Origin of the sequence: Streptomyces sp. TLI_55 (genome assembly GCF_900206255.1) — a bacterium.
GTDB lineage: Bacteria > Actinomycetota > Actinomycetes > Streptomycetales > Streptomycetaceae > Streptomyces > Streptomyces aquilus.
Map to the genome: position 1 here is coordinate 1236756 of NZ_OAOJ01000001.1, position 13550 is coordinate 1250305.

A 13550-nucleotide genomic window follows, 5' to 3' on the forward strand; every position below is an offset into this window, starting at 1 on the left:
GAACACACATGAGGTACGACTCCCACGGCACCGCCCGTGTCACCACCACCGAGGCGCACCGTCTGCTCCGCGACGCCGGGGCCGTCCTGATCGACGTCCGCGAGACGGACGAGTTCCGGGCCGGTCATGTGCCCGGCGCCCGGCATGTCCCCCTCTCCCGGATCGTGACCGCGGACCTCCCCGACACCGGCCCGCTGGTGCTGATCTGCCGCTCGGGCACCCGTTCCCAGCGGGCCGCGGCCCTGCTCGCCGCCCGTGGCGTACCGGCCGTCGACGTGCGGGGCGGCATGCGGGACTGGGCCGCCCAGGGCCTCCCCGTCGAGGGCGTCCACGGGTCCGCCGGGGCCGTCATATGACGGCGCTCGTCCTGGCCCTGATCGCGGGCGGCCTGGTCGGACTCGCACTGGGCGCGCTGGGGGCGGGCGGGAGCATCCTGACCGTCCCGGCACTGATCTACCTGCTCGGCTTCAGCCCCGCCGCCGCGGCCACGGGCAGCCTGGTCATCGTGATCGTCACGTCGGTCACCGCTCTGGTGGCCCATGCCCGGGCCGGGGCGGTGCGCTGGCGGGCCGGGCTGCTGTTCGCGGCGGCCGGTCTGCTGCCCGCCGCCGTGGCCGGCGCTCTCGCCGCGCGGCTCCCGGAGGCCCTGCTGACGCTGATGTTCGCGGCGCTGGCCGCCCTGGCCGCCGTACGCATGCTGCGTCGTCGTACGCCACGGGGAACCGGAACCGTGTCGACCGGCCGCGCGGCGGCTGCCGGGGCCGGGCTCGGGACGGTGACCGGGTTCCTCGGGGTCGGCGGCGGCTTTCTCGCCGTACCAGCGCTGGTGACGGTGCTGGCGGTGCCGATGAGCGCGGCGGTGGGGACGAGTCTGCTGGTCATCGTCGCCAACGCGATGGTGGCGCTCATGGCCCGGGCGCAGTCGGCCGTCCAGCTGGACTGGGCGCTGATCATGCCGTTCCTGGCGACCGCCGTCCTGGGGGCGTGGGACGGCAGACGGCTGGCCGCGAAGGTGTCCCCCGCGGCGCTTCAGCGGGCCTTCGGGGCCGTACTCCTGACGATCGCCGCGGCCATGGCCGTCACGGTCGCGTGGTGATCACCGGCCGGCGCCGTTCTGACGTCAGGCCAGCGAGAGAAAGAGCTTCTCCAGCCGGGAGCGCATCTGCGCGGAGTCGCGCACCTCGGGGTCCTCGCTGGTCATGCACTGCTCCAGGCCGGTCGCGATGATCGAGAACCCCGCCCGGTCGAGAGCCCGGGAGACCGCGGCGAGCTGGGTGACGACGTCCTCGCAGTCCCGCCCCTCCTCGATCATGCGGATGACTCCGGCCAGCTGGCCCTGAGCGCGGCGCAGCCGGTTGAGCGCCGACTTCAGCTCCTCGGCGGACATGTCGAGTTGCACGTTTTCTCCTCCTCTATACCCCCGTGGGTATCCTACCCGTGCGGGACAACACCTCATCGAAGGGTTCTGTTCCATGACCACCCCCGTCACCGTGGCCCCCGCCCGACTCGCCGAGTTCACCGTCGTCGACGTGCGCACGCCCGCCGAGTTCGCCGGCGGCCATGTCCCCGGCGCGTACAACATCCCGCTGGACCGGCTCGACGAGGCCGCGAGCGCGCTCCAGAAGGCCGCCGCGCGCGGACCGCTGCTGATCGTGTGCGCCTCCGGGGCCCGCTCCGCCAAGGGCTGCGACCGGCTCGCCGCGCTCGGCATCGAGGCGCTTTCCCTGGAAGGTGGCACCGGCGCCTGGATCACGGCCGGCCACCCGGTCGAGCGCCGGGCGGGGGCCCGTACGCCGTGGCCGATGGACCGGCAGGTGCGGCTCGCCGCCGGTTCGCTGGTGGTGGCGGGCTTCGCCGCCGGGCTGGCCCGGCGGCCCGCGCACTGGCTGTCCGGGCTGGTCGGCGCCGGGCTGGTCTTCTCCGCCGTCACCAACACGTGCGGCATGGCGATGCTCCTGGCCCGGCTTCCGCACAACCGGCCGGGCGCGGACGCCGTGCCCTTCGAGGAGACACTGCTGCGCCTGGCCGGGTGAGCCGCCGGAGGGGCGGGGTGATTCCGGTCCCCCGCCCCTCGCCGTCTGGGTGCGGGCGGGCCCGTGGTCGCGTACCTATGAAGGACACGCCCTTCACAAGGACACCGTCCCCGTGAGGGGCCCCGCGTCGCCGCGACCCGACGGAGAGCCATGACCGACGCAGACCCCAAGGCCCCCGGCCCGGCCGATCCCCCGGACCCCGCCCCCGCCGCTCCCCAGGCCCGTGCCGCCGGCCTGCTACGGCGCCCCAAGCTCTGGATCGTCCCCACCGTCCTGAGCGGACTGCTCGCCCTGCTGCTGTCCCTCCTCTACATGGGCGGCATCGTCAACCCGCAGGGCGAGCTCAAGAACCTGCCGATCGCCCTGGTCAACGGCGACACCGGCAAGCCGCTCCCCGGCCAGCGGCAGAACCTGGGCACGCAGATCACCCGGTCGATCCTCGCCGACACGTCGAACGACAAGGCCGAGTGGCGGCGGCTGAGCCCGGCCGAGGCCAAGGACGAGCTGGACTCCGGCAAGGTCTACGGCGCGCTCGTCATCCCGGCCGACTTCACGGACTCGGTCGCCGCGCTCACCACCACCGACGCCGCCGAACGCCCGACGATCACCGTGCTCACCAACCCCGGCAAGGGCAGCCTCGGTTCGTCCCTCGCCAGTCAGATCAACACCCAGGCGGCGCACCAGGCCTCGCAGACCATCGGCGAACAGCTGGTCCAGGCGGCGCCACGGGCCACCGCCACGGACAAGCTGCTCCTCGCCGACCCCGTGGCCGTCGCCACCCAGGTCGGCCATCCCGTCGGCACCCACAGCGGGCTCGGGCTGACCGCGTTCTACTACACGCTGCTGCTGGTGCTGGCCGGCTTCATGGGCGCCAACGTCATCAGCAACGGCGTCGACACCTCGCTCGGCTACGCCGACAACGAGATCGGCCCCTGGCACACCCGGCTGCCCACGGTGCCCATCAGCCGCACCCAGACGCTGCTGCTGAAGATGGCGATGACCGCGGGCATCACCCTCATCACCGTGTCCCTGGTGATGCTGGCCTGCGTCACGCTCCTCGGCATGGACGCGACCCATCTGCCGCTGCTGTGGATCTTCTCGTACTGCGCGTCGCTGGCCGTCGGCATCGGCGTGCAGGCCATCAACGCCGCGTTCGGCGGCATCGGCCAACTGGTCTCCATGTTCGTGTTCATCGTCCTGGGCCTGCCGTCCTCGGGCGCCACCGTCCCGCTCCAGGCGGTCCCCGGCTTCTACCGCTTCCTGTCCCACTTCGAGCCCATGCGCCAGCTCAGCGACGGCGTCCGCGCGATCCTCTACTTCGACGCGCGCGGGGACGCCGGCCTGAGCCGCTCCTGGCTGATGATCGCGATCGGCACCGCGGTGGGGCTGCTGTTCGGCTACGCGATGACCCTCTACTACGACCGCAGGGGCCACAAACGCCTGACACCGCAGCCCGCTTGAGCTCGGTGAGCGAGGTCGTCATCGTGCCGCGCAGGGCGGGGTCTGCAACCTTGTCGCAACCTCCCGTGTGCTGCGCTGGGTCGTATGGATGAGGAGATCCCGCGCGTCGAACTCACCCCCGCCGCCGCCGACCTGCTGCGCAGACTGCGCGCGGCGCACGGCCCGCTGATGTTCCACCAGTCCGGCGGCTGCTGCGACGGCAGCGCCCCGATGTGCTATCCCGAGGGCGAGTTCCGCACCGGCGGCTCGGACGTGCTGCTCGCGGAGCTGGAGGTCGAGGGCGTCGCGGAACCGGTGACGTTCTGGATGTCACGCAGCCAGTACGCGGCCTGGAGCCACACCCGCCTCATCGTGGACGTCGTCGAGGGCCGCGGCAGCGGCTTCTCCCTGGAGGCGCCCGAGGGCGTACGGTTCCTGATCCGTTCACGCCTGGTCGCCCCCTAGTCACCCCCCGGACGGCCGTCGCCGTCTGGTGCGCCCCTCCTGGGTCCTGGGAGAGTTGACGGGACCTCAGGGGGGACTGTGACGCATCGTCGAACAAGGTTCCGTGCGGGCAGACGGGCACTGACGTTTCTCATTGGATTCGGCGCGCTGGCCGGTGCGGCCCTGACGGGGGCGGCACCGGCCGGTGCCGTGCGGGCCGCGGCCGTACAGGTCGCGTCGGGTGTCAGCTACCAGCAGTACGACGTCCAGGCGGCCAAGGGCCCGACGCGCATCCATGTGATCCGGGCCGACCTGCGCGATCCGAGGGTCCGGCTCGACCTGCTGTATCCGGGGGCGGTGGCCGCGCGGGCACCGGTGTCCCAACTGGCCGACGCCCAGGGCGCGGTGGCGGGGGTCAACGGCGACTTCTTCAACATCACCGAGACCCAGCATCCCGGCGTGGCGGCGACCGGGGCGAGCGTGGGACCGGCGATCGCGAGCGGACGCGCCCTGAAGGCGGCGGTGCCGGACGGGCAGCGGTTCGGGCCCGCGCTGCCGCCCGGGACCTCCACGCGGGACGTGCTCGGCATGGGGGTCGACCGACGGGTCCGGCTCGGCGGCCTGACCCTGGGCGGTACCGTGCGCGGCTGGGGCGCGAAGCTGCCGCTGGGCGGGTTCAACCAGTACGCGCTGCCGGTGGGTTCGATCGGCGCCTACACCAGCGCCTGGGGCAGCGTCTCCCGGCTGCGCGCCACCTGCGGCACGGACACCGACCGGGCCGCCCCGTGCAGCACGGACACCTACGAGGTGACGATCCGCCACGGCCGGGTCACGGCGACGGCCGACACCCCGGGCAGCGGTCCCCTCGACGAAGGGACCACCGTCCTCGTCGGCCGGGAGGAGGGCGCGCAGCAACTGCGCAAGCTGTCCGTGGGCGAACCGGTACGGGTACGGCACCGCCTCGTGGCGACCACGAGCCGGGTCCCGTACCGCTTCGCCGTCGGCGGCTTCCCGGTCCTGAGGGGCGGGGTCCCGCTGCCCGGTCTGGACGCCACCACCTCGGCCGTGCGGACCGCCGTGGGCGTCTCGGACGGCGGCCGGCGCCTGCTGCTGCTCGCGGTGGACGGGGCGCCGGAGTACCGCACCGGGCTGACGATCGCCGAAGTGGCGGACACCCTGCGGGGGTTGGGCGCCGTCGACGGCTTCAGTCTGGACGGCGGCGGCTCGTCCACGCTGGTCGCCCGCGACCCCGGCGCGACCGCCGTGACGGTGCGCAACCACCCCACGGGCGGCGCGGAACGCCCCGTCCCGAACGGCATCGGGGTCTTCTCGACCGGCTGAGGCTCAGGGTCTGAGGCTGCTGACGATGTCCGCGGTGGCCGTCAGGCCGCTGCTGATGGTGGGCGCGATGCTCGTACCGGCCAGGAAGAATCCGAGCAGCGCGCACACCAGGGCGTGGGAGATCTTCAGCCCGCCGTTGCGCAGGAAGATCACCGCCAGGATCAGGAGCAGCAGCACCACTGAGATGGAAATCGCCATCGCCAACCTCCTCCGCCACGCCGTCCCGTCCGGTTCACGGCGTTCGGCCGCAAGTGTGGCGTAGCGGAGGGTTCGTCCGGGCGGCTGACCTGTCCGCCGAACGTGTGGTTTCGCCGCCTATCGACGGGCGTCGAGGAAGGCCTCGAGGCCCGCCAGGTCGTCGGTGTTGAGGTAGTCGACGCCGGCGGCGAGCAACTCGCCCCACAGCGCGTCGCGGGCGGGTCCCGCCACGTCCGGGGTGGCCCAGAAGCGCACCTGCTGGCCGCGCGCGTGGGCGGTGTCGACGATGCCGTGCAGCTTCTGCCGCTCGGCCTCGGGGAAGGCGCCGACGCCCTGCCAGGTGAAGTTGAGCGTCCAGTTGTCGCTGATCAACGAGATGAAGGAGGCGGGCGCCGAGGAGCCGAGGTCGGTGAGGCGGCCGTCGTAGAAGGCACGCCGGACGGTCTGCGTCTCCAGGGGCGTACGGGCCGCGCGGTCACCGGAGATGACGGCGGTGACCGGGCCGGGGAACACCTTGCCGTGGGCGTAGGTGGTGAACAGGTGCTTGTACCGCTGGAGATGGCGGTCCAGCTCCAGATACGTCGACGAGCCCTCGGTCTTGATGTCGATGAGCAGCTGCACCGGCCTGCGCCAACCCCGGTACACGGAGCCGTGGTTGGCCTTGACGATCCGCGACAGCGGGTCGAGGTACAGGGACTCCAGGGTGCGGCTCGGATCGAGGTCGTCCACGGTGTGGCCGATGAGGAGCTGGTCGCCGACGAGGAAGATGTCGGCCTCGACGCTGCCGAAGCGGTGGTCCAGGGCGTCGAAGAGCGGCCGGGGATGCTCGTAGTCGTTGTGGGCGTGAGCGCGCCACAACGGCCGCGGCCGGTGCTTCTGTTCGCCCGCGAGGGCCTGCGTGGCGGGCTTGGCCACCGCGCCCGCGAGGGCGGCGCCGAGGGTGGTGAGGGCTCTGCGACGGGTGGTGAGGGCCATGTCTGCCTCCGTTCGGGGCGGTACGAGACATGGGCGAGTATGCGGTCGCAGGCACGCCGATGGGCATGGCCGTGAGAGGAGTTGGCCGGAGTGCCGCCGTCTGTTCATCACCCCCGCGAAGGGCGCACGAAAAAGCCCGCCCCAGGTGGGGCGGGCTTTGTTCGGTGAACGTCAGGGGGCTTGCAGGTCCACGAGTTCGGCCAGGGCCTCGCGGTGGACACCCGCCGTGCCGTACGCGAGCGCGTCGGCCTTGGCCCGCTTGAGGTACAGGTGGATCGGGTGCTCCCACGTCATGCCGATACCGGCGTGCAGCTGGAGCGCCTCCTCCGCGGCGTGCACCGCGACGGGCGCCGCGTAGGCCTGGGCGACGGCGACCGCCACGTCGGCGTCCGTCCCGGTGGTGAGCGCGTCGGCGGCGTTGCGGGCGGCGGCCCGGAGGTTGACGACCTCCAGCCACAGCTGCGCGAGCCGGTGCTTGAGCGCCTGGAAGCCGCCGACGGGACGGTTGAACTGCTTGCGCTCCTTGAGGTAGCGCACGGTCTCGGTCAACAGCCAGTCGGCAGCGCCCAGTTGCTCGGAGGCGAGCAGCCCGGCACCGGCGCGCAGGGCGCGGCGTACGGCGGGCTCGGCGTCGCCGAGGAGCCTGCCGGGCGCCCCTTCCAGCGTGACGGTCGCGAGCGGCCGGGTCAGGTCGAAGGAGACCTGCGGGGTGACGGTCGCGTCGGCGGCGTCGACCGCGTACAGTCCGCCGTCGTCCGCGGGCACGAGCAGCACATCGGCGACCGCGGCATCCGCGACACCGGTCAACTCCCCGTGCAGGGCCCCGCCTTCATGGCGTACGACCTTGTAGGCGCCGCCCGCGGCGATGTTCAGGGCGACGGCGAGGGCGCCGATCCTCCGCCCCGCCGCCAGCTCGGCGAGCAGGGCCTCGTCCCCGAGCTCCAGCAGGGCCTCGGTGGCGACGACCGCGCTGGTGAGATACGGGACGGGAGCCACCGCGCGCCCCAACTCCTCCAGCACCACGGCGACTTCGCGATGCGTGGCGCCCTGGCCGCCCTGCGCTTCCGGCACCAGCAGGCCGGCGAGGCCCATGCCGTCGGTGAGCGCCTTCCAGGCGGCGAGGTCGTGCGGGGCGTCCGACTCGGTGCGGGCGATGACGCCGGGGGCGTCGCAGTGGTCGGCGAGCAGGTCCCGTACGGCGGACCGGAGCGCCTCTTCCTCCTCGGAGTACAGCAGGTCGCTCATCGGGCCAGGTCCTTCCATGCGACGTCCTTGTCGGTGCGCGGCTCGGACGGCAGGCCCAGGACGCGCTCGGCGACGATGTTCAGCAGGACCTCGCTGGTCCCGCCCTCGATGCTGTTGCCCTTGGAGCGGAGGTAGCGGTAGCCGGCGTCGCGGCCGACGAAGTCCACCAGCTCGGGCCGGCGCATGGTCCAGTCGTCGTACAACAGGCCTTCCTCGCCGCGGAGTTCGACCTCCAGGCCGCTGATCTCCTGGTTGAGGCGGGCGAAGGCGAGCTTCATGCCGGCGCCCTCGGGGCCGGGCTGGCCCAGGGCGAGCTGCTGGCGCAGGCGTTCGCCGGTGAGGCGGGCGACCTCGGCCTCGACCCAGAGCTTGAGCAGCCGCTGGTGCAGGTCGTGGGTGCGCAGTTCGGGGCGTTCGCGCCAGGTCTTCGAGACCGGGCCGATCATGCCGCCCTCGCGGGGCAGCCGCATGCCGCCGATGGCGACGCGCTCGTTGTTGAGGGTGGTCTGCGCGACCTTCCAGCCGTCGCCGACCGCGCCGAGGCGGCGGGAGTCGGGGACGCGGACGTCGGTGAGGAAGACCTCGTTGAACTCGGCCTCGCCGGTGATCTGGCGCAGCGGCCGGACGTCCACGCCCGGGTCGGTCATGTCGCACAGGAAGTACGTGATGCCCGCGTGCTTGGGCACGTCCGGGTCGGTGCGGGCGATGAGGATGGCCCAGCGGGCGTTGTGCGCGCTCGACGTCCACACCTTCTGCCCGTTGACCACCCAGTCGCCGTCGCCCTCACGGACGGCCCGGGTGCCGAGGCCGGCCAGGTCGGAGCCGGCGCCGGGCTCGCTGAAGAGCTGGCACCAGACCTCCTCGCCGGTCCACAGGGGGCGCAGATAGCGCTGCTTCTGCTCCTCGGTGCCGTACTTGAGGATGGTCGGCGCGGCCATGCCGAGGCCGATGCCGTTGCGCCGGGGGTCGTTGTCGGGGGCGCCCGCGGCCTCCAGCTCGGCGTCCACGACGGCCTGGAGGGAGCGTGCCGCGCCGAGGCCGCCGAGGCCCTCGGGGTAGTGCACCCACGCGAGACCGGCGTCGAAGCGGGCCCGCAGGAAGTCCAGGCGGTCGGTCGTGGCGGGCGGCTGGGCGGCCAGCAACTCCGCGGTGCGGCGCTTGAGTTCGGCTGCGTCGGTCATGCGGCGGCTCCCTTGCCGAGGGCGGGGACGACGGCGACCCGGCCGGTGGTCACCCCGTCGCCGACGCGCTGCACCGCGGCGGCGGCCTCCGTCAGCGGCACTCGCTCGCTGACCAGCGGCTTGATGGCGCCGCGGGCGGCGAGTTCGGTGAGCTGCTCATGGCAGCGCTGGACCAGCTTGGGGTTCTTGGTGCTGTACAGGCCCCAGTGCAGACCGAGGATCGAGTAGTTCTTCACCAGGGCGTGGTTGAGGCCGGGGCTGGGGATGGTCCCGCTCGCGAAGCCGACGACCACGATCCGCCCCTCGAAGGCGACGACCTTCGTGGACTGGGTGTAGGCGTCACCGCCGACCGGGTCGTAGATCACGTCGGCGCCCCGCCCGCCGGTGGCCTCCTTGACCGCGGCGACGACGTCCTGCGCACGCCGGTCGATCACGACGTCGCAGCCCAACTCCCGGGCCACGGCGGCCTTGTCGGCTCCGCCGACGACACCGATGACGGTGGCGCCGGCCGCCTTGCCGAGCTGCACGGCGGCGCTGCCGACCCCGCCGGCGGCGGCGTGCACGAGCAGCGTCTCACCGGCCTCGATGCCGGCCCGCCGGTGCAGACCGAACCAGCCCGTCTGGTAGCCGATGTGCAGCGCGGCGGCCTCGGCGTCGTCCAGCGACTCGGGCGCGGGCAGCAGAGCGGCGGCGTCCGCGACGGCGTACTCGGCGAAACCGCCGTACGGCAGCGCGGGGTTGGCGAGCACCCGGCGGCCGTCCTCGGTCTCGCCGCAGATCTCCACGCCCGGCGTGAACGGCAGCGGCGGCCTGACCTGGTAGTGGCCGCGGCACATCAGCACGTCCGGGAAGTTGATGTTCGCGGCACGCACCTTCAGCAGGACCTGGCCGTCGCCGGGCGTCGGTGTCTCGACGTCCGCGAGCCGCATCACCTCACCCGGCTCACCGTTCTCGTGCACTTGCCATGCCTGCATGCGATGCCTCCACGCGACTACGTCGTACGACCTGGGGTAGTCGCATACTAAGCGGTCGCTTGCCGTTCAGGGAACAGTAGCGTCCGTCACGGCCGCCGCGGCTTCACGCCCGCTTCGGCTTCGCCCGTACGTGCATTCGCTCGCCCTGCGGCCCGAACAGACTCAGGAACTCCGCCGGCCCCTCCCCCGTGGACCCGAACCAGTGCGGCACCCGCGTGTCGAACTCGGCGGCCTCCCCCGCGCTCATCACCACGTCGTGTTCGCCGAGAACGACCCGCAGCCGCCCCGCCAGCACGTACAGCCACTCGTAGCCCTCATGGGTACGCAGCTCGGGTTCCTCGTTCCGCTGCGGCACCAGCACCTTGTACGCCTGGAGGCCGCCCGGTTGCCGGGTCAGCGGCCAGTAGGTCCGCCCGTGCCGCACCAGCGGCGTGGCCCGCACCCGCGGATCGCCCACCGGCGGCGTCCCGACCAGCTCGTCCAGCGGCACCTGGTGCGCCTGCGCGATCGGCAGCAGCAGCTCCAGGCTGGGCTTGCGCAGCCCCGACTCCAGCCGGGACAGGGTGCTGACGGAGATGCCGGTCACCTCGGACAGCGCGGAGAGCGTCACCTCGCGCTCTTTACGGATCCGCCGCAGCCGCGGCCCCACGTCGGCGAGAACGCCCTCTACTTCTTCGGTACTCATGCCCGTATTGCAGAATCGGCAAAGACGTTTGTCAATCCCGCACCGGCAGCGCGACCGTGGCGGCATGACTGACACCCACGCATACGAAGTGATCGTGATCGGTGGCGGCGCGGCCGGCCTCTCCGCGGCGCTGGTCCTGGGCCGCGCGAGGCGCCGGACCCTGGTCGTCGACGCGGGCGAGCCCCGCAACGCGCCCTCCGCCCACCTGCAGGGCTATCTGACCCGGGACGGCATGTCCCCGGCCGAGTTCCTGGCGACCGGCCGCGAGGAGATCGCCCGGTACGGCGTCGAGCTGGTCCAGGACCGGGTGGTCGAGGTGGCCGAGGGCTTCGCCGTGACCCTGGAGAGCGGCCGCACGCTCCGGGCCCGCCGCCTCGTCGTCGCCACCGGCCTCAAGGACGAGCTCCCCACCGTCCCCGGCGTCGCCGAGCGCTTCGGCAAGGACGTCCTGCACTGCCCGTACTGCCACGGCTGGGAGGTCCGCGACCAGGCCTTCGGCGTCCTCGCGACGACCCCGCTGAGCGTGCACCAGGCGCTGATGGTGTCCCAGTGGTCGAAGGACGTGACCTTCTTCCTGCACACGGTCGCGGAGTCCGACCTGTCGGACGACGACCTGCGCAGACTCGCGACGGCGGGCGTGAAGGTGGTGCCGGGCGAGGTCGCGGGCCTGCGGATCGAGGCCGACCGCCTGACGGGCGTACACCTTACGGACGGCTCGGTGCACGCGCGTGAGGCGCTCTTCGTCGCGCCGCGCGCGGTCCCGCAGAACGGGCTGCTGGAACAGCTCGGCGCCGAGCTGAACGAGACCCCGTTCGGCGCGTACCCCGTGGTCGACGCGACGGGACAGACGACCGTTCCCGGCGTGTGGGCGGTGGGCAACGCGATGGGCTTCGGAGAGCAGGTGATCAACGCGGCGGCGGGCGGCTACCGGGCCGGGGCCACGATCAACGGGGAGCTGCTGATGGCCGACCTCGACTCGGCCGTCCAGGTGTAGACCCGCCACCTCCGGTGCACGATTGCTGCATGCTTCTTGCCCGGCTGGCCCAGGTGTCCCAGGAGGTCGCCGCGACCTCGGCACGGTCGAAGAAGACCGCGCTGCTCGCGGAGCTGTTCCGGGAGACGGAGCCCGACGACGTGCCGATCGTCATCCCGTACCTCGCGGGACGACTGCCACAGGGCCGGCTCGGCGTCGGCTGGAAGGTGCTGAGCCACCCGGTCGCTCCGGCCGCGGAGCCGAGCCTCACCGTCCGCGCGGTGGACGCGCTCCTGAGTCAACTCGGCAAGGTGTCGGGCACCGGCTCCCAAGCCGAACGCGCCAGACTCGTCGGCGAGTTGATGAGCGCGGCCACCGAGCCGGAACAACGCTTCCTCCTCGGCCTGCTCAGCGGCGAGGTGCGCCAGGGCGCCCTGGACGCCGTCGCCACCGAGGGCCTCGCCCAGGCGACGCAGACCCCGCCCGCCGACGTCCGCCGCGCGGTCATGCTCGCCGGGTCCCTCCAGACCGTCGCCGAGGCATTGCTCGCGGACGGCCCCGAGGCCCTCGACCGCTTCCGTCTCACCGTCGGCCGCCCGGTGCTGCCGATGCTGGCGCACAGCGCCACGTCCGTGGCCGAGGCGGTCGAGAAGCTCGGCGCGTGCGCGGTCGAGGAGAAGCTCGACGGCATCCGCGTCCAGGTGCACCGCGACGGCGACACCGTCCGCGTCTACACCCGCACCCTCGACGACATCACCGACCGCCTCCCCGAACTGACCGCCGCGGCGCACGAGTTGAGAGGCGACCGCTTCATCCTCGACGGCGAGGTCATCTCCTTCGACGCGGCCGGGCGGCCCCGCTCCTTCCAGGAGACGGCGGGCCGGGTCGGCTCCCGCGTGGACGTGGCCACGGCGGCCGAACAGGTCCCCGTCTCCCCCGTGTTCTTCGACGCCCTGTCGGTCGACGGCGACGACCTCCTGGACCTGCCCTTCGCGCAGCGGCACACGGAATTGGCCCGGCTCGTCCCCGAGCCGATGCGGGTGCGCCGGACGCTGGTGTCCGGCCCGGACGACGTCGGCGCGGCGGAGTCCTTCCTCGCCGAGACGCTGGAGCGCGGCCACGAGGGCGTGGTGGTGAAGTCCCTCGACGCCCCCTACAGCGCGGGCCGCCGCGGCGCGTCCTGGCTGAAGGTCAAGCCCGTCCACACGCTCGACCTGGTCGTCCTGGCCGCCGAGTGGGGCCACGGCCGCCGCACCGGCAAGCTCTCCAACCTGCACCTGGGGGCGCGGCAGGGGGACGGCTCGTACGCGATGCTCGGCAAGACCTTCAAGGGCATGACCGACGCGATGCTGACCTGGCAGACCGAGCGGCTCCAGGAACTGGCCACCGGCACCGACGGCCACGTGGTGACCGTACGCCCGGAGCTCGTCGTGGAGATCGCCTACGACGGTCTGCAGCGGTCCACCCGCTACCCGGCCGGCGTCACCCTGCGTTTCGCCCGCGTGGTCCGCTACCGCGAGGACAAGCGCCTGGAGGAGGCGGACACCGTGGAGACGTTGCTGGCCGCGCATCCCGAGGTGAAGCCGTGAGGACGAGCGCCGGTCTGCTGCTGTTCCGGCGCACCGAGGCCGGGGTCGAGGTGCTCCTGGGCCACATGGGCGGCCCGTTCTTCGCCCGCCGGGGCGCCGGGGCGTGGACCGTCCCCAAGGGCGAGTACGTGCCCGAAGAGGAGCCGGCCTGGGAGGCCGCCCGGCGTGAGTTCCAGGAGGAGCTCGGGCTGGCGCCGCCGGACGGGGACGCCGTGCCCCTGGGCGAGGTCAGGCAGTCGGGCGGCAAGATCGTCACCGTCTGGGCGATCGAGGCCGACCTCGACCCCGCGACCGTCGTCCCGGGCACGTTCCGGATGGAGTGGCCGCCGAAGTCGGGACGGCAGCAGGAGTTCCCGGAGCTGGACCGCGTGGCCTGGTTTCCCGTGGAGCGCGCCCGCGAGGTGATCGTCACGGCACAGGCCACGTTTCTCGACCGGCTGGCGGAGCACTCGCCCTGACACGTTGCGGCGGG

General features: G+C 72.8%; 16 protein-coding genes. 9 read left to right on the top strand and 7 right to left on the bottom strand.

Features of this window, described 5'->3' with window-relative positions; all coding sequences use genetic code 11:
- The first annotated feature begins 8 nt into the window (after positions 1-8).
- Together CRP56_RS05815 and CRP56_RS05820 are read left to right on the top strand one after the other, a co-directional pair.
- On the top strand, positions 9-356 hold the full coding sequence (locus tag CRP56_RS05815) for a rhodanese-like domain-containing protein (RefSeq protein ID WP_097260928.1): 348 nt from the start codon (positions 9-11) through the stop codon (positions 354-356).
- Positions 353-1096: a sulfite exporter TauE/SafE family protein gene (locus tag CRP56_RS05820; RefSeq protein WP_097260931.1), complete on the top strand. Its 744-nt coding sequence runs from the start codon at positions 353-355 to the stop codon at positions 1094-1096. Before CRP56_RS05815 ends, CRP56_RS05820 begins: the two co-directional genes overlap by 4 nt.
- A gap of 24 nt (positions 1097-1120) precedes the next feature.
- Here CRP56_RS05820 and CRP56_RS05825 read toward each other — a convergent pair whose 3' ends face one another.
- Positions 1121-1399, bottom strand: coding sequence for a metal-sensitive transcriptional regulator (locus CRP56_RS05825; protein ID WP_097260934.1), 279 nt, complete (start codon positions 1397-1399; stop codon positions 1121-1123).
- 73 nt (positions 1400-1472) lie between these two features.
- Here CRP56_RS05825 and CRP56_RS05830 point away from each other — a divergent pair, with 73 nt between their 5' ends.
- The 4 genes from CRP56_RS05830 to CRP56_RS05845 all read left to right on the top strand — a co-directional run bounded on the left by CRP56_RS05830 (position 1473) and on the right by CRP56_RS05845 (position 5258).
- On the top strand, positions 1473-2033 hold the full coding sequence (locus CRP56_RS05830; RefSeq protein ID WP_097260937.1) for a rhodanese-like domain-containing protein: 561 nt from the start codon (positions 1473-1475) through the stop codon (positions 2031-2033).
- A 150-nt stretch (positions 2034-2183) separates the two neighbouring features.
- Positions 2184-3494 carry a YhgE/Pip domain-containing protein gene (locus tag CRP56_RS05835; RefSeq protein ID WP_097260938.1) on the top strand — a complete coding sequence of 437 codons (1311 nt, stop codon included), beginning with the start codon at positions 2184-2186 and terminating at the stop codon, positions 3492-3494.
- 84 nt (positions 3495-3578) lie between these two features.
- Positions 3579-3938, top strand: coding sequence for a DUF779 domain-containing protein (locus tag CRP56_RS05840; protein ID WP_097260941.1), 360 nt, complete (start codon positions 3579-3581; stop codon positions 3936-3938).
- Between the two features lie 78 nt (positions 3939-4016).
- Positions 4017-5258: a phosphodiester glycosidase family protein gene (locus CRP56_RS05845; RefSeq protein ID WP_097260943.1), complete on the top strand. Its 1242-nt coding sequence runs from the start codon at positions 4017-4019 to the stop codon at positions 5256-5258.
- A 3-nt stretch (positions 5259-5261) separates the two neighbouring features.
- On the opposite strand, the gene CRP56_RS05850 is transcribed toward CRP56_RS05845, so the two are convergent.
- The 6 genes from CRP56_RS05850 to CRP56_RS05875 form a co-directional block, all read right to left on the bottom strand.
- On the bottom strand, positions 5262-5456 hold the full coding sequence (locus CRP56_RS05850; protein ID WP_097260946.1) for a hypothetical protein: 195 nt from the start codon (positions 5454-5456) through the stop codon (positions 5262-5264).
- A gap of 117 nt (positions 5457-5573) precedes the next feature.
- On the bottom strand, positions 5574-6431 hold the full coding sequence (locus CRP56_RS05855) for a phosphatidylinositol-specific phospholipase C/glycerophosphodiester phosphodiesterase family protein (protein WP_097260948.1): 858 nt from the start codon (positions 6429-6431) through the stop codon (positions 5574-5576).
- 171 nt (positions 6432-6602) lie between these two features.
- Complete coding sequence (locus CRP56_RS05860; protein WP_097260950.1) at positions 6603-7676, bottom strand: acyl-CoA dehydrogenase family protein; 1074 nt, start codon at positions 7674-7676, stop codon at positions 6603-6605.
- Positions 7673-8857 (bottom strand): acyl-CoA dehydrogenase family protein, encoded by a 1185-nt coding sequence (locus CRP56_RS05865; RefSeq protein WP_097260953.1) that lies wholly within the window; start codon positions 8855-8857, stop codon positions 7673-7675. The genes CRP56_RS05860 and CRP56_RS05865 overlap by 4 nt, the downstream gene beginning before the upstream one ends.
- The gene (locus tag CRP56_RS05870) at positions 8854-9831 is read right to left on the bottom strand and encodes an NADPH:quinone oxidoreductase family protein (protein ID WP_097260955.1); all 978 of its coding nucleotides are present in this window, start codon (positions 9829-9831) and stop codon (positions 8854-8856) included. Before CRP56_RS05870 ends, CRP56_RS05865 begins: the two co-directional genes overlap by 4 nt.
- A gap of 103 nt (positions 9832-9934) precedes the next feature.
- Complete coding sequence (locus CRP56_RS05875) at positions 9935-10516, bottom strand: helix-turn-helix domain-containing protein (protein WP_097260957.1); 582 nt, start codon at positions 10514-10516, stop codon at positions 9935-9937.
- A 64-nt stretch (positions 10517-10580) separates the two neighbouring features.
- On the opposite strand from CRP56_RS05875, the gene CRP56_RS05880 reads away from it, so the two are divergent.
- From CRP56_RS05880 to CRP56_RS05890, 3 genes are read left to right on the top strand one after another with little or no spacing between them, the layout of a single operon-like run.
- Positions 10581-11510 (top strand): NAD(P)/FAD-dependent oxidoreductase, encoded by a 930-nt coding sequence (locus tag CRP56_RS05880; protein ID WP_097260959.1) that lies wholly within the window; start codon positions 10581-10583, stop codon positions 11508-11510.
- A gap of 29 nt (positions 11511-11539) precedes the next feature.
- Entirely contained in the window at positions 11540-13078 is a 1539-nt protein-coding gene (locus tag CRP56_RS05885; protein ID WP_097260962.1) for an ATP-dependent DNA ligase, read from the top strand.
- The gene (locus tag CRP56_RS05890) at positions 13075-13536 is read left to right on the top strand and encodes an NUDIX domain-containing protein (protein WP_097260964.1); all 462 of its coding nucleotides are present in this window, start codon (positions 13075-13077) and stop codon (positions 13534-13536) included. The genes CRP56_RS05885 and CRP56_RS05890 overlap by 4 nt, the downstream gene beginning before the upstream one ends.
- Positions 13537-13550: the final 14 nt, after the last annotated feature.